This is a genomic window from Komagataeibacter saccharivorans (assembly GCF_004348195.1).
In the GTDB taxonomy this organism is placed as follows: Bacteria; Pseudomonadota; Alphaproteobacteria; order Acetobacterales; family Acetobacteraceae; genus Komagataeibacter; species Komagataeibacter saccharivorans.
Genome location: NZ_CP036404.1, coordinates 3,086,679 through 3,105,849, shown reverse-complemented (window position 1 = coordinate 3,105,849; position 19,171 = coordinate 3,086,679). Strand labels below are relative to the sequence as shown.

The 19,171-nt window shown below is 62.5% G+C and carries 15 protein-coding genes and 1 tRNA gene; 8 read left to right on the top strand and 8 right to left on the bottom strand.

The window, feature by feature from the left end; all coding sequences use genetic code 11:
* Positions 1-347: 347 nt before the first annotated feature.
* Positions 348-617, bottom strand: coding sequence for a 30S ribosomal protein S20 (gene rpsT, locus KSAC_RS14265; RefSeq protein ID WP_102324338.1), 270 nt, complete (start codon positions 615-617; stop codon positions 348-350).
* Positions 618-721: 104 nt separating this feature from the next.
* Positions 722-1,603: a bifunctional DNA-formamidopyrimidine glycosylase/DNA-(apurinic or apyrimidinic site) lyase gene (gene mutM / locus KSAC_RS14260; protein WP_118962300.1), complete on the bottom strand. Its 882-nt coding sequence runs from the start codon at positions 1,601-1,603 to the stop codon at positions 722-724.
* Positions 1,604-1,632: 29 nt separating this feature from the next.
* On the opposite strand from mutM, the gene KSAC_RS14255 reads away from it, so the two are divergent.
* From KSAC_RS14255 to KSAC_RS14235, 5 genes are read left to right on the top strand one after another with little or no spacing between them, the layout of a single operon-like run.
* Positions 1,633-2,430, top strand: coding sequence for a class I SAM-dependent methyltransferase (locus KSAC_RS14255; protein ID WP_102324340.1), 798 nt, complete (start codon positions 1,633-1,635; stop codon positions 2,428-2,430).
* Positions 2,430-3,656, top strand: a complete 1,227-nt coding sequence (coaBC, locus tag KSAC_RS14250) for a bifunctional phosphopantothenoylcysteine decarboxylase/phosphopantothenate--cysteine ligase CoaBC (RefSeq protein WP_132305984.1) — start codon at positions 2,430-2,432, stop codon at positions 3,654-3,656. The genes KSAC_RS14255 and coaBC overlap by 1 nt, the downstream gene beginning before the upstream one ends.
* 12 nt (positions 3,657-3,668) lie before the next feature.
* Positions 3,669-4,130: a dUTP diphosphatase gene (dut, locus tag KSAC_RS14245; RefSeq protein WP_102324342.1), complete on the top strand. Its 462-nt coding sequence runs from the start codon at positions 3,669-3,671 to the stop codon at positions 4,128-4,130.
* Positions 4,127-5,845 (top strand): ABC transporter permease, encoded by a 1,719-nt coding sequence (locus KSAC_RS14240; protein WP_132305982.1) that lies wholly within the window; start codon positions 4,127-4,129, stop codon positions 5,843-5,845. Before dut ends, KSAC_RS14240 begins: the two co-directional genes overlap by 4 nt.
* 6 nt (positions 5,846-5,851) lie before the next feature.
* Complete coding sequence (locus KSAC_RS14235) at positions 5,852-7,204, top strand: ABC transporter ATP-binding protein (RefSeq protein WP_102324344.1); 1,353 nt, start codon at positions 5,852-5,854, stop codon at positions 7,202-7,204.
* 239 nt (positions 7,205-7,443) lie between these two features.
* Here the strand turns inward: KSAC_RS14235 and msrA are convergent, their stop codons facing one another.
* The 4 genes from msrA to KSAC_RS14215 all read right to left on the bottom strand — a co-directional run bounded on the left by msrA (position 7,444) and on the right by KSAC_RS14215 (position 13,133).
* Positions 7,444-7,998: a peptide-methionine (S)-S-oxide reductase MsrA gene (msrA, locus tag KSAC_RS14230; RefSeq protein ID WP_102324345.1), complete on the bottom strand. Its 555-nt coding sequence runs from the start codon at positions 7,996-7,998 to the stop codon at positions 7,444-7,446.
* Positions 7,999-8,034: 36 nt separating this feature from the next.
* A complete protein-coding gene (locus KSAC_RS14225; RefSeq protein ID WP_132306319.1) occupies positions 8,035-10,728 on the bottom strand; it encodes a valine--tRNA ligase in 2,694 nt (897 codons plus the stop codon).
* Positions 10,729-10,917: 189 nt separating this feature from the next.
* Entirely contained in the window at positions 10,918-12,351 is a 1,434-nt protein-coding gene (locus tag KSAC_RS14220) for a TolC family outer membrane protein (RefSeq protein WP_102324347.1), read from the bottom strand.
* A gap of 95 nt (positions 12,352-12,446) precedes the next feature.
* Positions 12,447-13,133 (bottom strand): protein-L-isoaspartate O-methyltransferase family protein, encoded by a 687-nt coding sequence (locus KSAC_RS14215; RefSeq protein ID WP_132305980.1) that lies wholly within the window; start codon positions 13,131-13,133, stop codon positions 12,447-12,449.
* A gap of 181 nt (positions 13,134-13,314) precedes the next feature.
* Between KSAC_RS14215 and KSAC_RS14210 the strand changes: the two genes are divergently transcribed.
* From KSAC_RS14210 to KSAC_RS14200, 3 genes are all read left to right on the top strand, one after another.
* Positions 13,315-13,388, top strand: a tRNA-Cys gene (locus KSAC_RS14210).
* A 187-nt stretch (positions 13,389-13,575) separates the two neighbouring features.
* The gene (locus KSAC_RS14205; protein WP_132305978.1) at positions 13,576-14,061 is read left to right on the top strand and encodes a DUF523 domain-containing protein; all 486 of its coding nucleotides are present in this window, start codon (positions 13,576-13,578) and stop codon (positions 14,059-14,061) included.
* A 396-nt stretch (positions 14,062-14,457) separates the two neighbouring features.
* Positions 14,458-15,576, top strand: a complete 1,119-nt coding sequence (locus KSAC_RS14200; protein ID WP_243705383.1) for a serine hydrolase domain-containing protein — start codon at positions 14,458-14,460, stop codon at positions 15,574-15,576.
* 84 nt (positions 15,577-15,660) lie between these two features.
* Here KSAC_RS14200 and KSAC_RS14195 read toward each other — a convergent pair whose 3' ends face one another.
* Both KSAC_RS14195 and gluP read right to left on the bottom strand, forming a co-directional pair.
* Positions 15,661-17,823, bottom strand: coding sequence for a beta-N-acetylhexosaminidase (locus tag KSAC_RS14195; protein WP_132305976.1), 2,163 nt, complete (start codon positions 17,821-17,823; stop codon positions 15,661-15,663).
* A gap of 42 nt (positions 17,824-17,865) precedes the next feature.
* Positions 17,866-19,134, bottom strand: coding sequence for a glucose/galactose MFS transporter (gene gluP / locus KSAC_RS14190; RefSeq protein ID WP_132305974.1), 1,269 nt, complete (start codon positions 19,132-19,134; stop codon positions 17,866-17,868).
* Positions 19,135-19,171: the final 37 nt, after the last annotated feature.

Genomic DNA, 19,171 nt, shown 5'->3' with positions numbered 1-19,171 from the left:
ATCCGCTCCCGGCTACATAGGGCACGCGCAGCCAGCACCTGCCGCCCGTACCCCCGCTCATTCATACAGTCTGCAACGCCGTCAATCCCGCGCAAGGCGGCCAGTCGCACAGGATACGACCCACCACCCTGACCTGCTGGCCAAGATTACCGATGACGTTGAAATTATCCGCGTAAACTAGAGCAGGGAATCGGACGAAGCAACGGGAATCTGCCCCGGATTCGTCAAAACCCGATCACAGCGGGACGATATGAAAAACAAAAAAGGCCGCTATCACCACTAATGGCGATATACGACCTTCTTCATTACTTCCGTGATTCTTTCAGATGAAAGAAACCGGTCGTATTTTACGCCGCAGCAAGGGACTTGATGCGGGCGGACAGGCGGGAAATACGGCGGGCAACGGTGTTGGCATGCAGCACACCCTTGCCGACCGCACGCTGCAGTTCCGGCTGGGCTGCGCGCAGGGCAACAGCGGCGTCGTCCTTCTTGCCCGAAGCGATCGCCACTTCGACCTTCTTGACGAAGGTGCGCACGCGCGAAAGGCGGGCCGTGTTGCGGGCGTTGCGACGTTCGTTCTGACGGATGCGCTTACGCGCGGAAGCTGTATTGGCCATTGCTCTCAGTTCATCTGCATAAATCAGGTTACGGCGGTCCGCCACCCGATCGTTGCGGACATCCCATATCAGGCTGGCGATCTAGTCCACCCTGACGGCATTCGTCAAGACAAGTCTTTACCAAAATCGTTTTCATCAGCCTGCAGGCGCGGACAGAAGAAGGTGGACCGCCCGGACTGGGTGATCCGCACCACACCGTCACACCCCGGCGGACCGGGACACTCCGGGCATCCCGTCCCCTCACGCCCATAGACGCGCCAAGCATGCTGAAAATAACCCAGTTCCCCGTCCGGTTGCACATAATCACGCAGGCTTGACCCGCCAGCGGCGATCGCTTCTTCCAGCACGATGCGTATCTGGGTGACGAGGGTGGCATATTCCGCCTCACTTACATCCCCTGCCGCGCGTGCGGGATGGATGCGCGCCCGGAACAGGGCTTCGGATACATATATATTACCCAACCCCGCCACGACGCGCTGATCCAGCAGCAGGGCCTTGATGCTGCTGCGCCGCCCCCTGCCCTTCTGCGCAAGCCATGCGCCATCAAAGCGGTTGCCCAGCGGTTCCGGCCCCATGCCAGCCAGCAGACGATGGGTTTCCACCTTGTCCGCCGCGACCAGATCGACCATGCCGAACCGGCGCGGATCGACAAGCCCGCAACGCGCGCCCTCGCGTGTTTCGATAACCAGATGTTCATGCCGGGCGGGCGGGGCCACGGGTTCATCCGCATCCGGGCGCGACAGCACGATGCGCCCCGACATGCCCAGATGCAGCAGCGCAACCATGCCGCCCGACAACGTTATGAGAATATATTTGCCACGCCGGGCGAATCCATCCACCCGCCGTCCCGACAGTGCTTTGGCCAGGCCGGGCGGAAATGGCCATCGCAGGCCGGTATGGTGCGTGCTGGCGTGGGAAATTGTGTGACCTTCAAGATGCACTCGCATCCCGCGCATCACAGTTTCGACTTCAGGGAGTTCCGGCATGGCCTCATCTGGGGTTATACCTGTGCATCATGACCGACAATAGCCAGCCATACCATCCCTCCCCTTCCGCAGGCCGTCCCGATGACCGCCACGCGGATACCACCGATTTCGGCTTCCGCGATGTGCCATTGCGGCAGAAGAAATCCCTCGTCCGCGATGTCTTTGACAGCGTTGCCTCCAAATACGACATCATGAACGACGTGATGTCGCTGGGCATCCATCGCGCGTGGAAGCGGATTTTCGTCAACGAACTCGCCCCCCACCCCGATCTGTCCCTGCTCGACCTGGCCGGGGGCACGGGCGATATCTCGTTCGGCTGGCTGCGCGGTGGCGGCGGTCCCGCCATCCTGTCCGACATCAATGTAAGCATGCTGACCGTTGGCCGTAACCGGGCGCTGGACCGTGGGCTGGTTTCGGGCCTCAACTTCCTTGCCGTCGATGCGGAAGCGATTCCGCTGGCCGACAACTCGGTTGACCGCGTGTCCATCGCCTTTGGCCTGCGCAACTGCACGGACAAGCTGCAGGTCCTGCGCGAGGCACGGCGCATCCTGCGACCGGGCGGGCGGTTCCTGTGCCTTGAATTCTCCCGCGTGCAGGTGGCGGCCTTCGCGCCGGTTTACGACGCATGGTCCTTCCATGTCCTGCCCCGCATGGGGGCGGCCATTGCGGGCGACCGTGAAAGCTACCAGTATCTGGCCGAAAGCATCCGCATGTTTCCCGATCAGGAAACGCTGGCGGACATGATGCGCGAAGCGGGGCTGGAACGCGTAAGCTACCAGAACCTTTCCGGTGGAATCGCGGCCATCCATTCCGGCTGGCGCATCTGATGACGGGGCGGGCGGATCGGTCTGTCCTGCTGATCGTATGCGGGGGAATCGCCGCCTACAAGGCGCTGGACCTGATCCGCAGGCTGGGTGAACAGGGCATACGCGTCCGCACGGTCCTGACGGAAGCGGGCGCGCGATTCGTCACCCCCATGGCGCTGCAGGCCCTGAGCGGGGAACGTGTCTTCACCGACCTGTTCTCCCTGACCGATGAGAGCGAGATGGGACATATCGCCCTGTCCCGCGCCAGTGACCTGATCGTGGTCTGCCCCGCCACCGCCAACATGCTTGCCCGCATGGCCACGGGACAGGCCGACGATCTGGCCACCACCGTCCTTCTGGCCACCGACACACCCGTTCTGGTGGCACCGGCGATGAATGTGCGGATGTGGGAACACCCCGCCACGCAGGCCAATACCGCCACGCTGCGGGCGCGCGGCGTGGAATTCGTTGGGCCTGACACAGGACGCATGGCCTGCAATGAAACCGGGCCGGGACGACTGGCGGAGCCTGACGCCATCCTTGCCGCCATCATGCACAGGCTGGATGGGGAACGCCCGCTGGCAGGCCGCAGGGCGCTTGTCACGGCAGGCCCCACGCATGAACCGGTTGACCCGGTGCGCTACCTCGCCAACCGTTCATCGGGCACGCAGGGCTATGCCATTGCGCGCCTGCTGGCGGAAGCGGGCGCCGATGTCACACTGGTCAGCGGGCCGACCACCCTGCCCGACCCGCCCGGCATGCATGTAATACGCATCGAGACGGCACGGGAAATGCTTGCGGCCTGCACCAGCGCCCTGCCATGCGACATTGCCGTATGCGCCGCCGCCGTGGCGGACTGGCACATTGCCGCCGCCACGCAGAAAATCAAGAAAACGGATGACGGCAGGCCGCCCGAACTCCGCCTCAGCCCCAATCCCGATATTCTGGCCACGCTCAGCCGGTCTGCATCCGCGCGTCCGCGTCTGGTCATCGGTTTCGCGGCGGAAACCGAACATGTCATCGCGCACGCCACCGCCAAGCGCCTGCGCAAGGGATGTGACTGGATCGTCGCCAATGATGTCAGTCCGGCCACCGGCATCATGGGCGGGACGGAAAACGAGGTGACACTGATCGACGCCAGCGGGGCCGAACACTGGCCCCGGCTGGACAAGACACAGGTCGCCCGCAGGCTGGTCGCGCGAATCGCCACATTCATGCATACACAACCTGAGACTGAAATTACCTGACGGACCCCTGCCATGAGTTTTTCCATCCAGCCCATCCGCGTCCGCCGCCTTGCCCATGCGCGGGACCTGCCGCTGCCTGCCTACGCGACCGATGGCGCGGCTGGCATGGACCTGCTGGCCGCCGTGATCGATCCGGTAACGGTCTGGGCGGGCGCACGCGCGCTGATCCCCACGGGCCTGTGCGTGGCATTGCCGCGTGGATACGAACTCCAGATCCGCCCGCGTTCCGGTCTGGCGCTGAAGCATGGCATTACCCTGCCCAATGCCCCCGGCACGATTGATGAGGATTACCGGGGCGAAATCGGCGTCATCATCCTCAACACCGGCAGCGAGCATTTCGTGGTCGAACGCGGCATGCGCATTGCACAGGCGGTACTGGCCCCCGTCGTGCGCGGCGAATGGGTCGAATATTCGGAACTGGAGGAGACGCAGCGCGGCGCGGGCGGATTTGGCAGTACGGGCACGGCAGGGTGACGGAAACCGGGCTATCAGGGAACCTGCGCGTCCGCCCCAATATCGCGGACCTGCTCGGCCTGCTGGCGATCATGGCCGCGGCCGTTGTCATTGCCACGGCAGGGCGGCACATGCTGGTGCCCATTCCACCCAGTGAGGCCGGGACCATCCATCTCAGCCCCCTGTGGCTGCCTGCCTACGCAGTGCGGACGACGCTGCGCATGTTCGCAGCCCTTGGCGCATCGCTGGTCTTTACGTTTACCTACGCGGTGTGGGCAGCCAAGAGCAGGCGCGCGGGACAGGTGCTGATCCCGCTGCTGGATATCCTGCAATCGGTTCCTATCCTTGGCTTCCTTACCTTTACCGTCGTCTTTTTCCTTGGCCTGTTTCCGGGCCGGATGATGGGGGCGGAACTGGCCGCCATCTTCACCATCTTTACCAGTCAGGCATGGAACATGGCCTTTGCCATGTATCAGGCGCTGCGTACCGTGCCCCCTGATCTGGAAGAAGCGGCGCGCTGCTTTGGCCTGACCCCGTGGCAGCGCTTCTGGCGGCTGGAAGTGCCCTTCGCCATTCCTTCGCTTGTATGGAACACCATGATTTCCATGTCAGGCGGATGGTTCATGGTCGTCTATTCCGAAACGATCACCGTCGGCAACACGGACATCGCCCTGCCCGGCATCGGTTCCTATGTCGGCGTGGCGATCGAACAGCGCAATATCTGGGCCATTTTCTACGCCATCGTGGCGATGCTGGCCGTAATCCTTGCCTATGACCAGTTGCTGTTCCGTCCGCTGGTGGCATGGTCCGCCCGCTTCCAGACCGACGATGGCGCCACTGTCAGCGCCCCCGATCCATGGGTGCTGAGCCTGCTGCGCCGCACCCACCTGCTGCGCCAGATCTGCCTGCGCACGGGCGACATCGCGACACGCATCGGCTGGCTGGCGCTTGGCCGCCGGCCTTCCGCCCCGGTACGCCCGATCATTCCCTCCCGCGTTGTGGACGTGGCATGGATTGCGGCACTGATCGTGTTTGCCATTACGGTAGGGGACAAAACCTGGGTCTACGGCAGCGCACATTACACCCTGCGCCAGATCGCACATGTCATCACGCTGGGCGGGTTCACGCTGCTGCGGGTTGCGATTACGGTTTTCATTGCGTCCCTGATCTGGGTGCCACTTGGAATCTGGCTGGGACTGTCCCCCCACCGCGCCCGCAGGGCACAGATGGCCGCGCAGTTCATGGCGGCTTTCCCCGCCAACCTGTTCTTCCCGCTGGTGGTGGTCGGGATCGTGCACTGGCATCTCAACAGCAATATCTGGCTGACGCCCCTCATGCTGCTGGGCACGCAGTGGTATATCCTGTTCAATGTCGTGGCAGGCGCGTCATCCTATCCCGGTGACCTGCTGGAAGCGGCGCGGAACTTCCACGTAAAGGGCTGGCTGTGGTGGTGGCGCGTGATGCTGCCGGGCCTGACGCCTTTTTTCATAACCGGGGCGCTGACGGCTTCAGGCGGCGCATGGAATGCAGCAATCGCGACCGAGGTTGCAAGCTGGGGCGACACCACGCTCAGCGCGCAGGGGCTTGGGGCCTATATCGCCCATGCGACAGTCGCGGGCGCGACCGATCAGGTTGGACTGGGCATGGTGGTGATGGCCGCCTTCGTGCTGCTGCTCAATCGCGCCCTGTGGCGTCCGTTATCCAATTATGCCGCCCGGCATTTCACTTTTGACTGAGAGTACATGATGCAGCAGCCCCCCGCCCCCAACAGGCAGACGACAGGGACGGAGCTTGTCCGGATCATCGACTGCCGACAGGCTTACCACAAGGAAAGCTCGGCGGATCTTGTGGTTCTGGACGGGGTCAACCTGAGCATACGCAGTGGCGAAATCGTGGGGCTACTGGGGCGTTCAGGTTCGGGCAAATCGACCCTTCTGCGCATCATCGCGGGCCTGCTGCCACCTACGGCAGGCGAAGTGATCTGGAAAGGCAGCAGGCTGACCGGCCCCGCGGATGGCATTTCCATGGTGTTCCAGTCCTTTGCGCTGTTCCCCTGGCTGACAGTGCAGAAAAATGTTGAACTGGGGCTGGAAGCACAGGGCGTTCCCCCGGCCGAGCGCCTGAAACTGGCGGAAGACGCCATCAGCCTGATCGGTCTGGGCGGGTATGAAAACGCTTACCCGAAGGAACTGTCCGGTGGCATGCGCCAGCGCGTGGGGCTTGCCCGCGCGCTGGTGGTCAAGCCGGACCTGCTGCTAATGGATGAACCGTTTTCCGCGCTGGATGTGCTTACGGCGGAAAACCTGCGTACGGATCTGGTGGAACTGTGGGCCGAAAAAAAGCTGCCCATCCAGTCGATCCTGCTCGTGACCCATAATATCGAGGAAGCGGTGCTGATGTGCGACCGTATCCTCATATTCTCCTCCAATCCGGGGCGGGTGGCGCATGAACTGCAGGTGCCTTTTGAACATCCACGTAACCGTGAAGATCTGGCCTTCCGCCAGTTTGTCGACCGTATCTACGCGCTCATGACCCGTCGCGCGCCCGTGGTGTCGGAAGCCGACATGACGGACCCGGACCTGAAACGCGTCCAGATTTCAGCCGATGCCGTCCCCCTGCCCCAACTGCCCATGAATACGCTTGTCGGCATGATGGAAACGCTGGCTGCGGACCCGCTGCATGGCCGCGCCGACCTGCCCCTGCTGGCCAGCCGGCTGCAGCTGGAACTGGATGATCTTTTCCCGCTGGGTGAATCCCTGCAACTGCTGGGTTTTGCGGAACTGGAGGACGGGGACATCCTGCTCACGCCCGAAGGCATGCGTTTTGTCCAGAGCGAGCATGACATCCGCAAGCATATCCTGTGGCACAACATGCTGCACAACATCCCCATGGTGCGGACCATCCGCGCCGTTCTGGACGAACGCCCCAACCATCGCGCCAGCGCCGAACGCTTCCGCGATGAACTGGAAGACAGCATGTCGCCTCCCTATGCCCGCCAGACATTGCAGACACTGATCGGCTGGGCGCGTTATGCGGAACTGTTCGATTTTGACGAAGAAGCCGACCAGCTTTTCCTTGATGATGAGGCCGAGTGACGGCATCGCAGCCATCACGTATCCGCTGGACCCTATGCACGGACGGCAGCCGATCCCGCAATCGTGAAACGGCAACAGCCAGACTTACCTGTGCCCGGTATGGGGAACAGGTATCAGGTCAGGGAAAACCGGTGCGAGGATAATGGGGAATTACCGCCCTCTGGTCGCCCCATAAAGAACGGCATGGGCCTTTTCCTGTGTGCGTAGCGCAAACTGGGGCGCCGATCCGTGCGGGATACCTAGCTGGCGGCTGTCACCAGCCGATCCCGGAACAGGCGGCGCATCTTGGCGATTTTGGGCGGGATGACCGCGCTACAGAAGGGATTGCCCGGATTACGCGCGAAGTAATCACGATGGTAGTCCTCCGCAGGCCAGAAATGGGCCAGCGGCGCGATCTCGGTCACAATCGGGTTGGACCAGACGCCTGATTTGTCCATCTCGTCGCGAACGGCGAAAGCTGTCTTTTCCTGCTCCGCGCCCTGCCAGTAAATGGCGGAACGATATTGCGTACCCACATCGTTGCCCTGCCGGTTCAGCGTGGTGGGGTCGTGCATGACAAAGAAAATACGCAGCAGATCAGCACAGGAAATTTCGGTGGGATCAAAGGTCACACGCACGACCTCCGCATGGCCGGTGCGCCCCGTGCAGACCTGTTCATATGTGGGATCGGGCGTTTCACCACCGGCATAACCCGGTTCGATGGCATGCACGCCGCGCAATTCCTTGAGCGGCGCTTCCACACACCAGAAGCAGCCCCCACCTATCACCAGTGTTTCCAATGCGAGAGCGGTCATCGTGCTTCCCTTTTCATCCGGGCCTTATGTCGTGGATCAGGCGATGCGGGCCAGCGCCGCCTGAAGGCGCAGGCGTTCGGCCTGGAACGTTTCAAGCCGTTCGCGGTTTTCAGCCACGACTTCGGGCTTGGCGCGGGCGACGAAGTCGGCATTGCCCAGCTTGCGTTCGACCTTGACGATCTCGCCATCCACCTTGGCGCATTCCTTTTCCAGCCGCTGCCGTTCCTGCGACAGGTCGATAATCCCGGCAAGCGGAATGACGAGCGTTGCTTCATCAACCACAAGCTGCGCGGCCCCCTGCGGCATTTCGCCTTCCAGTGGCAGCACTTCGGACACGCGGGCCATCCGGCCGATCGCTTCCGCCCATTTACCGGTCCGTTCTACCGTGACCGGTGCGGCATCACGCAGCAGAACCGGCGCCAGACGTGACGGCGGCACGTTCATTTCCGACCGTACGGTACGGATGGCGGTAATGAAGCGGATCAGCCATTCCACCTCATCGCGTGCCTGCTGCGCTCCATCCAGATGCTCCGGCCGGGGCCACGGCGCGGTAATGAGCGAGCCTTCCGCCCCGAAACCGAAATGCTGCCACAGCCGGTCGGTCATGAACGGCGTGACCGGCTGCAACAGGCGCAGGATGGTGCCCAGAACGTGGGCGGCCACGGCGCGGGTTTCAATCGCTTCGGCGGTGTCCCCCGCAGCGAGGACCGGCTTGGCCAGTTCAAGGAACCAGTCACAGAAGCAGTTCCAGACGAAGCGGTAGCAGACACCGGCATATTCATCGAAGCGGAAGGATTCCAGCGCCTTTGTCGCATCGTCCGTGGCCTGCGCCAGTTCCGCCAGTATCCACCGGCCCAGCGGGGACTGCACGCTGGCGGGGCTGAACCCTTCGACCGGAGCGACGCCATTCATTTCGCAAAAACGCGCCGCATTCCAGATCTTGGTCATGAAGGAACGGTATTCCTCCACCCGCTTGCGTCCCAGTTTCACATCGCGGCCAAGACCGGTCAGCGAGCAGATGCAAAAGCGCATGGCATCCGCGCCATAGGTGTCGATCAGTTCCAGCGGGTCAATGCCGTTACCCTTGGACTTGGACATCTTCTGCCCACGCTCATCACGCACCAGACCGTGGATGAAGACCTTGCGGAAGGGAACGTCCTTCATGAAATGCAGGCCCATCATCATCATCCGCGCAACCCAGAAGAAGATGATGTCAAACCCGGTTACAAGCACGTCGGTCGGGTAATAGCGCGCCAGTTCCGGCGTCTGTTCCGGCCAGCCAAGGGTCGAGAACGGCCACAGCGCGGAGGAAAACCACGTGTCCAGCACATCGTCATCACGCGTAAGGTCGGTATCCTGACCGTAATGGGCACGGGCCTGCGTTGCCGCTTCGGCTTCGTCATGGGCGACGAATACATGTCCGTCCGGCCCGTACCATGCGGGGATGCGGTGGCCCCACCACAACTGGCGGCTGATGCACCAGGGCTGGATGTCACGCATCCATGCGTAAAAGGTGTTTTCCCACTGGCGTGGCACGAATTCGATCTTGCCGCTTTCAACCGCTTCAACCGCGGGACCGGCAAGGGTTCTGGCATCACAGTACCACTGCGTGGTCAGGCGCGGTTCGACCACCACACCGCTGCGTTCGGCATGGGGAACCTGATTGGTGTGCGGCTCGATCTTTTCCAGCCATTCCAGCCGTTCCAGTTCGGCCACCATGACCTTGCGCGCCTCATCACGCGGCAGGCCGGCAAGGGTGCGTACGAATGCAGGGTCAGCCAGACCATCTTCCGCGCGCAGTTCATCCCCGATTTCGGCCAGTGTGATGCACGCTTCTTCATCAAGGATGCTAGGCATGTCCAGCCCGTGGCGGCGACCGACCTCGAAATCGTTGAAGTCATGGGCAGGCGTGATCTTGACCGCGCCGCTGCCCTTGGTCGGATCGGAATGTTCATCCGCCACGATGGGAATACGCCGCCCCGTCAGCGGCAGGATGACGTTGCTGCCGATCAGGTCGGCAAAGCGCTCGTCCTCCGGATGGACGGCCACGGCCATGTCACCCAGCATGGTTTCGGGACGGGTAGTGGCGACGGTAATGGTGCGGCCCGGCTGCCCCTCCACGGGGTAGCGGATATACCACAGGCTGCCGCGTGTTTCGCGGTTGTCGACTTCCAGATCGGAGATGGCGGAACGGAAGGCCGGGTCCCAGTTGACCAGACGCCGGTCGCGATAGATCAGCCCCTCACGGTACAGGGTGACGAACACTTCCTTCACCGCGCTGGACAGCCCCTCATCCATGGTGAAGCGTTCACGCTCCCAGTCCAGCGAACCGCCAAGGCGGCGTAACTGCGTGGTGATGCCGCCGCCGGACTGCGCCTTCCAGTCCCACACGCGCTCGACAAAGGCATCGCGTCCCATTTCCTGCCGCGATGTGCCTTCTTTCTGCAGCATCCGTTCAACCACAAGCTGGGTGGCGATACCCGCGTGATCGGTGCCGGGCTGCCACAGCACGTCGCGCCCCTGCATGCGGCGCCAGCGGATGAGCGTATCCTGCAGCGTCATGGTCAGGGCGTGACCGATATGCAGCGTGCCCGTAACGTTGGGTGGCGGGATCATGATGGTGTAGGGCGATGCCGGGCTGGTCGGCTGTGCGCCGAAGGCACCGCTGGCCTCCCACAGGGCATAGAGGGAAGTTTCTGTCCCAGCGGGGGAGAACGACTTGTCAAGCATCACGAAAAACCAGATCCACCATAATCAGACGCAAGGCAGGACACCGCGCCCGGCCAAGGGCAGATATACCCCAAACCCACGGGAAAGGAACGCCACCCGTGCAATCGTTTTGACATTTATGGATCACTCGCAGGGGTAACATGCGCGGGAAGCCGCCTTTCCACGCCACCCTTTCAGACCGGCAGAGGATCAGCGCCCCGGCTGGCCGGTTGCATAATCACTGATCCCCCACAGCCGGTCATGGACCGCGCGGTAGTAGGCACCTTCATCATATAGCGGCACGTCAAGGTTCAGGTCGCGCGCGGTCAGCCTGCCTATGGCCGCCGTAGTCTGGTAGGATGAGATGACAAGATTGCCGACGCTGCGCACCAGCGCGATCTGGGCCTGAAGCACGGTTTCCTGCTGCTGGAGCACGGCCAGCGTCGATGTCGTGCCGACAATGACCTGTCGCTGCATGCCGTGCAGGGCGACACTGTCGGCGGCCACGGCATCGCGGTTGCTTTCTATCGCCGCGCGGTTGGCCTGCATGCGCTGCCAGCTTGCCGCCGCAAGCTGGACCGCCGCGCGGCGGCTGACATCCACGGCCCGTGCTGCTTCCGCCGCCTGCTGCCGGGCCATGCGAACGGCGGCATACTCGCCCCCACCCTGATAAAGGGGCATGGCGGCGCTGACCATGGCATATTTGTCATTGGCCAGCGACCGGCCTTCATCCTGATTGATGGCATGCATATACGCGGCCTGCGCGCTGACATTGGGCATAAGGGCCGAAAAGGCCACGCCCACCGCATCTTTTTTGGCGGCTTCGTCAAACAGGGCCGCAATCACCTGCGGATTGTTCTGCACGGCCTGTGTCATGGCGTCCTGCTCGGCATGGATGGGCAGGACCAGCGGTTGTGGCGGGGTCAGGTCCGCGGCTGCATCACAGCCTACGACCTGCCGGAAAGTGGCACGATCCGCCTGCAACGTACCTTCTGCCAGTTGCCGTATCGCCCGGGCATTGGCAAGCGCGCCCTGCGCCTGCGCCACATCGGTATGGGTGAACTCCCCCCCACGGGCGCGCAGTTCGGTATCATGAAGCTGGGTGGCGTAGACCTGCTCGTTATTGATGTCGATACTGAGTATCTGCTGGTCTTCCACCACATTGACGTAGGCACTGACCACATCGGCCAGCACCTGCTGTTCGGCGGCGATCAGGCGCGCACGTTCGGCCCTGACCGCATGGCGCGCCTTGTGCGTGGTGGCGGTGGTCTTGCCCCCGGTATACAGCGGCTGGGAAATGCTGACGCCGCCAGCATAACCCGGACTGTCATATTGCCGTGCATAACCATTTTCAGCCGATGTGCCCGCAAGCCGCATCACACCGGAATAATAGGACATGTTGGCGGTGCCGGTGATGGTGGGCCGCCATCCGCCCAGCGCCTGCGGTACCTGTTCATCCGTTGCGCGCAGCGTGGCGCGTTCCTGCCGCAGGACGGGGTTGGTCAGATATGCTGCCGCCAGCGCATCCTTCAGCGTGTGCGGTATCTCCGTCGCGCCGGTTCCGGGCTGGGGTTCACGCCCCAGCGCCGTGCCGCAACACAGGACAGCGGCACTGCCCGCACTGATGGCCCAGTTTCCCCGCATGCGCCCTCCTGCCCCGGCTGATACGATACGGGGCCAGACGCCCGCACATCGTCTCTAGCGGCAGGATGTTGCGCATGCGTTAACCGCGCCGCCGGTCAGAACACAAAAGCGGGAGCAGGTTCGAGTTCAGGCAACAGCGGCACGGCGGCATCGAACAGGGGCTGTGCAGCACTCCCCTGCGGGGTGCGGACAATGCGGCTGACCGTGGTGACACCCGAATCCGGGCAGATGGGGGCAATGACCCGCCCCCCCTCCGCCAGTTGCTCCAGCAGGGCCGGGGGCACATGCCGGACCGCACCATCAATCACGATCAGGTCATACGGTGCGTTTTCCGCCATTCCCCTGACCAGCGGTCCCTCATGCCAGTGCACATCAGGCGCCCAGGTAAAGCACAGCGCTCTGCCGATATCCGCCAGCGTCCGGTCGGATTCGAGCGCCGTGACATCCAGCCCCTGCCCCATGGTGGACAGAAGCGCGGCCAGATACCCCGTTCCTGCCCCCACGACCAGAACGCACTCCCCATGGCGTATTTCACACACCTGCAACATGCGTCCGGTTACGCGGGGCTCGGTCAGGTAGCGTTCATCCCCCAGCGGCAGGCAGCGATCGGCATAGGCAAAGGCCCGCAATGCGTCCGGCACGGCCTGTTCGCGCGGCAGGGCACGCATGGCGGCGACCACGTCCGGATTGCTGACCTGTGCCGGACGGATCTGGGCATCCACCATCCGCTGTCGGGCCGCGGCAAAATCAAGAGGCGCGTAATCGGGGTCTGTCTTGTCCATAACGGTTCCTTGAAACACGGTGCCGAACGCGGTCAGGATCGGCAGCCCGACCGGACGGGCAGATTTTTTTTTCCGGCTTTTTCCTATTTATGCGCCGGTTTTGCATAGAAACAACGGCAAGGCTGCACACAACGGCTTGACCTGAAGCACATTTCGGCAGATATAGCCCCCGTGTCGCCGAGGTCTGGTGGCAGAATGGTGATGCAGCGGACTGCAAATCCGCGAATGTGGGTTCGATTCCCGCCCAGACCTCCAGCGCCCCTTCAAGTCGCTGAAAACAAAATATTTTCCTCGACATTTTACCCCATAAAATACCCCCGGAAATTGTAGTCAGTGAATGTTCTGCATCATTATGCGGCACTCTCCTGCCTGCTCCTGGCGATTCCCCGCCTGTATCATTTGTCCGGTTTCACCACGCCAAGTGATATGTAAAACTCGCGCCATGAAACCAAACCTGCTGATCAGCGGCTGCCTGTCCGGTCAGCCCGTAAGATACGATGGCGCGGCACGGCTGCTGGAGCATGCAAGTCTGGCGCGCTGGCAGGCCGAAGGGCGGGTGATCGCTTTCTGCCCCGAAACGGCAGCCGGAATGCCCATTCCCAGACCCGCCGCCGAAATCGCCTGCGGCGGGGATGGCATTGCGGTACTCGACGGACGTGATCACGTTTATGAAATAACGGGCCGCGACGTATCCGCGCAGTTTGTTGAGGGAGCCCATAAGGCGCTGGAGATGGCACGGCGGCACAACTGCGCGCTCGCCCTGCTGATGGATGGCAGCCCGTCCTGTGGCAGCAGCTTTATCTACGATGGCCAGTTTAGCGGCACGCGCCATGCGGGACAGGGCGTGACGACCGCGTTGCTGCAACGTCATGGCATTACCGTTTACGCGCCCGCACAGTTTTCCCTGCTTGAAGCGGCGATGGACTGATCTTTCCCCTTCCGTCCATCATACCCGTATCTGGCGGTATCACGCACAACGACGGCCACCAGCCTGCTAGTGCGAGCATTGCATGCGCGGGTCGGCGTGAAAGCCTGCCTGACTGACGGATGGCCATGAGACAGCCCTGATTTACCGCCATAAAAACCAGTCCCACCCATCCAGCGTGACCATTAAACCTGAGCATCCGGTCCGGGTCAGGCCGGGATGCGTCCCATCCTGCTCCCTTCACGCCCGCATGAAATGGATGGAGATTCCGGATGGTGCGGATTGGCATGCCGACGCTATCCTGTCCCGCATTCGCGCATCGGTTTTCCCGCAAGGATCTGGATCATGTCCCACTGCCCTGTCCATTCCCCCAGCCGGCGCATGGCAATGGGTGTCGGCATGGGACTGGTCCTGTCCACATGCCTGCCGCGCAGGGCACCGGCCCGAACGATGGACATGACAGCAGTGGACGATCGCCTGCGCCACGCAGTCAGCAGCCACGAAACGCCGGGCGTCGTCTGCGCCATCGGTCATGCCGGTCGTATTGTCCATAAGGCCGTGTATGGCCAGCGCGCCATAAGTCCGGGGCCCGAACCCATGACATGGGACACGGTGTTCGATATGGCATCATTGACCAAGGCGCTCATTACCGCGCCCTGTATCATGCAGTTATGGGAAAAGGGGCAGATCGGTCTGGATACACCGGTCAGCACCTACCTGCCGGAATTCGCGGCACAGGGTAAACAGGACATTACCGTCCGCCATCTCCTGACCCATTATTCCGGCCTGCCGCCGGACCTTGACCTGACCGAACGCTGGCAGGGGCGCGCACAGGCCTACAGCCGCACCATGAACACCCGCCCCAACCAGCCCGCCGGGCAGAAATTCGTCTACAGCGACATCAATTACCTGACCCTTGGCTTTATGGTCGAAAAACTTACCGGCCAGTCACTGGCAGCTTATGCCACCGGGCATATCCTGCGTCCGATGGGTCTAGCCCATTCCTGCTTCCTGCCCGATGCCAGCCTCCGGTCGCGCATCGCCCCGACGCAGGTGGATGAAAGTGGCCAGATGCTCCGTGGGGTCGTGCATGACCCGACTACCCGCCGCATGGGTGGGGTTGCGGGCCATGCGGGGCTTTTTTCCAATGCCGATGATATGTGCCGCTATGCGCAGGCACTGCTCGACTGTCGCGCCGGACGTGATGGCACGTTCTTTCCCCTGCGACATGATACCGTACTGCTCATGACCACGCCGCAGCAACCGGCTGGAAAAAGCGACCTGCGGGGGCTGGGATGGGATATCGACACCCATTATTCCAGCGCGCGAGGCGACCGCTTTCCCGTAGGGTCTTTCGGTCATACCGGCTTTACCGGCACGTCGTTATGGATAGATCCGCAAAGTGACAGCTACGTGCTGATCCTGACCAACCGCGTCCACCCCGATGGGCACGGCAATGTCATTTCCCTGCGCCGGGATGTGGCAACCGCTGCTGCCATCGCGCTGGATGCCGGTTAACCGCAGGTGCCTTCATGCCGCTGTTGCCCATGCACCAATTATTGTGGCCCCCACGACTACCTCCACCGCTTCTGAAAAACAGATTTAGCCTGCCCTAATTTCATGTGCCTGCACCGCAGTCTGAACAAGCAGCGCGATGGCTGGCGCAATATCCTGCACCAGATCACCAAGCGGCTGCGCGCTGGCGCGCACCTTCAGTATGGACGCCGAGGCATCGGACTGGGTCCAGGCCTTTTCAAGGGCGTCTGTGGCCCCTGCCTGCCAGCCATCCCTCCCGCCATCCAGCGCATCAAGCCCGGCCTGCGCCAGTTGCGCCAGCAGGGCGGATGCAGGCAGGACTTCCCGCAGGGCAGGATCGGTCCGGGCCAGACGCTGCAGGCGGATGTCATTCCCGCGCCAGTTTTCCAGCCGGACCCGCAGGCTGGCGGCCAGATCATGCTGGCCCGCGACATAAGCGCGCACGTCACGTTCAAAAGCGGCGGCGGCAAAACTGTCCGGGGCGGCAATATCGGCGGCCCTGTCCTGCGGCGGGCGAACTGGCGTTGGTGTAATACGGCTGGGGCCGAATACGTGATTATGGGCATAATTGCGCACCGGGCTGGTCACGGACAGCAGAACGGCCAGGGGTGTCGCATCATCGGGCGCCAGACGCAGCATCATGCGGTGGCTATCGGTCGCGGCATGGTTACCCAGTATCTCCAGTTCCGACTGCACGATGGGCAGGCGGATGGCAAGGCTGTTTTCATCGCGCACCGTGGCGGGCGACCAGAACCGCTCCGCCAGCGCGGCACAACGGGGCCACAGGCGGGTATCGAGCATCTCCTCCGTCACGATTTCCGTCCATAACGGGGCTTCCGCCCCCATGACCAGACTATCCTGCGCCGGTGTCATGCGGGCGGCGGGATCAAGCGTGAAGGCATCCAGAAACGGGGCATGGGCCTGCGCCACCTGATCGGGCGGCAGGCCGTTTCCCTGCGGGTCGAGCGGATCAACACGGTAATGCTCCACCGCAGGCAGCAGCAGGTCCAGATAATACCCCGCTGACACCACGACCGGATGCCCGGTCGCCGTTGCCGCAGCGGTGTAGCGTGATCCGCGCCACGGCTCGATCACGATGCTGGCGGGCACGGGGGCGTCGATCAGTTCATCCCACCCCATCATGATCCTGCCGTCCCGGGCCAGCATTGACTGCACCCGCGCGGTAAAGGCCGCCTGCAGGGCAGCGGTACTGGCATAACCATGCTGTTTCATGAAGGCGCTGATACGCGGGTTGCCCGTCCACTCATCGGGACGCACCTCATCACCGCCCACATGAAAATAGGCATCGGGAAACAGGCCGACCATTTCATGATACAGCCGGGAGAGGAAAACATAGGTCTGCGGATTGGACGGATCGATGGCCGCGCGGACAACCCGTTTGGGGTCCATAGGGGTCGTTATCGGCTGGGCCGCATATTCGGGATAGGCCTGCACCAGCGCGTAACTGTGCCCCGGCGTATCGAATTCCGGCACGATGCGGATGCCCCGGTCCGCCGCGTAGGAAACAAGGTCGCGTACCTGCTGGCGGGTGTAATATTCCCCATGGGACGCCACCTGCTGCAGGCGTGGATAGAGCATGCTTTCCACGCGGAAGCCCTGTCCATCCGAAAGATGGAGGTGCAGGACATTCAGTCTGGTCAGTTCCATCATGTCCAGTTGCCGCTCCAGCGCTGTAACCGACATGAAATGGCGGCTAACATCCACAAGAATGCCGCGCCATGCGAAACGTGGACTGTCATCAATCACGGCGGCATCGAGTACCGGACCTGCCTCCTGCCGTTCCACCAGTTGCAGCAGGGTACTCAGCCCACGCAGCACGCCAGCAGGGCCATCGGCCACCAGCGTCGCGCCGTCGGAACCAGTCCGTAGATGGTAATGTTCTTTCATATGGACGGACAGCAGCCCCGGATCATCGGCCTGACACTGGATGCGTACCGTAAGCCCCGCCTGCTGCCCCGCCACGGCATCACGGGCGGACAGCACCGCCAGACGCCGGGCAAAACGTTCCGCCGCACGATCCAGCATGGCGGAACGAACGCCCTGCCATTCAATCCGCACGCCACCCACAAGCGGGATGTTGCCGGGTTCGATCTGCCATGAAACCGGCTGCGGCATAAGGGCCGGTGCGGCGCACGCGTACCCCGCCATGCCCATCATCCCCATGGACAGCAGGAAAAAACCAGACCTGAAATGACGGAGAGGGAACATGACGCATGTTTTCCAAAACGGCAGGGACAGCATGGTGCCTGATTATGACGGCACCCCCAAATCCGAACCCGACGTTTCGCCCTGGACACGTCGCCGCAGCAGCAGCGCATAGAGCAGGACAACACCATAAGAGCCCATGACAAGCCCGGCAAAGGCAGGCTTCAGCCCGACAATTCCGATCAGGAAAGCAAAAACCTGCGGCATGACCCCGCCGCCACAGAACGCCATGACCAGCAGCATCGTGGCCTGAGACTGCCTGTGCCCCGCCAGATGCAGGACAAGGGGAAACAGGATCGGCATCATCATGGCATTGGCCAGCCCCAGCAGCGTCACGCACGCGACCGACCATACGCCATGCAGGAACGCCACCCCGAGGCAAAGCACCATGCCAAGCACGGCAGACAGCGCCAGATAGGCAAGCTGGCTGCACATGGCAGGCACAAGAACCGTACCCAGCAGATAACCACACAACATGCCCGCCAATGTGATGGAGGTCAGGAAACGGGTCTGCCCCAGCGATAGCCCGACATGGCTGCCATAAAGACCAACCCCGTCACCCGCCAGGACCTCAACGCCCACATAGACGAACACCACCACGATCCCGGCCCACGCCAGCGCGCCCATACGTGGGGCAGGTCCCTCCCTTCGGGGCAGGGAAGCGGCTGCCGCATCGCGCAGACGGATATCAGGCAGCCCGACATGACGTAAGCCAAAAGCCACAACCAGCAGCACAACCGCCATGCAGCGATAGGGAACCACCACCGCATGGGCAAAGGCCGCCAGAACCGTCTCACGCGCCTGCGCGCTGCCCGCATCATGCAGACGGTCTGCAACCCCGCGAATATCACGCATAACCAGAATGGAAAATAATACAGGTGCGATAATTCCGGATGCCTTATTGGCAATCCCCATGATCGCAATACGGCGCGCTGCCTGCCCTGCGGTACCCAGCAGGGCGACGTAGGGATTGACCGTGACCTGCAGGAGCGTCAGCCCCGCCCCCAGAATGGACAGGCCACCCAATGCGCCGGGATACCATCGCCGCCCCACGCATTCGCCAAATACAAGCGTGCCTGCCGCCATGCCCCCCAGTGCCATGGCAATCCCGTTACGCAGCCCGATCCGCCGCGCCAGCCCCATGGCGGGAGCGGCGCAGAACAGGTAGGACAGGTAAAAGCACATCGGCACAAGAAAGGCCCCGACCGGCCCGAGGCCAAAGGCGACCTGCACGAATGTAATCAGCGGGCCGTTCAGCCATGTCACGAACCCGATAATGAAAAACAGGCCAGCCATGATGACCAGCGGTCTCATACCCTGAATCCTGCCGCCCGCTGCCTTATGTTGTTGG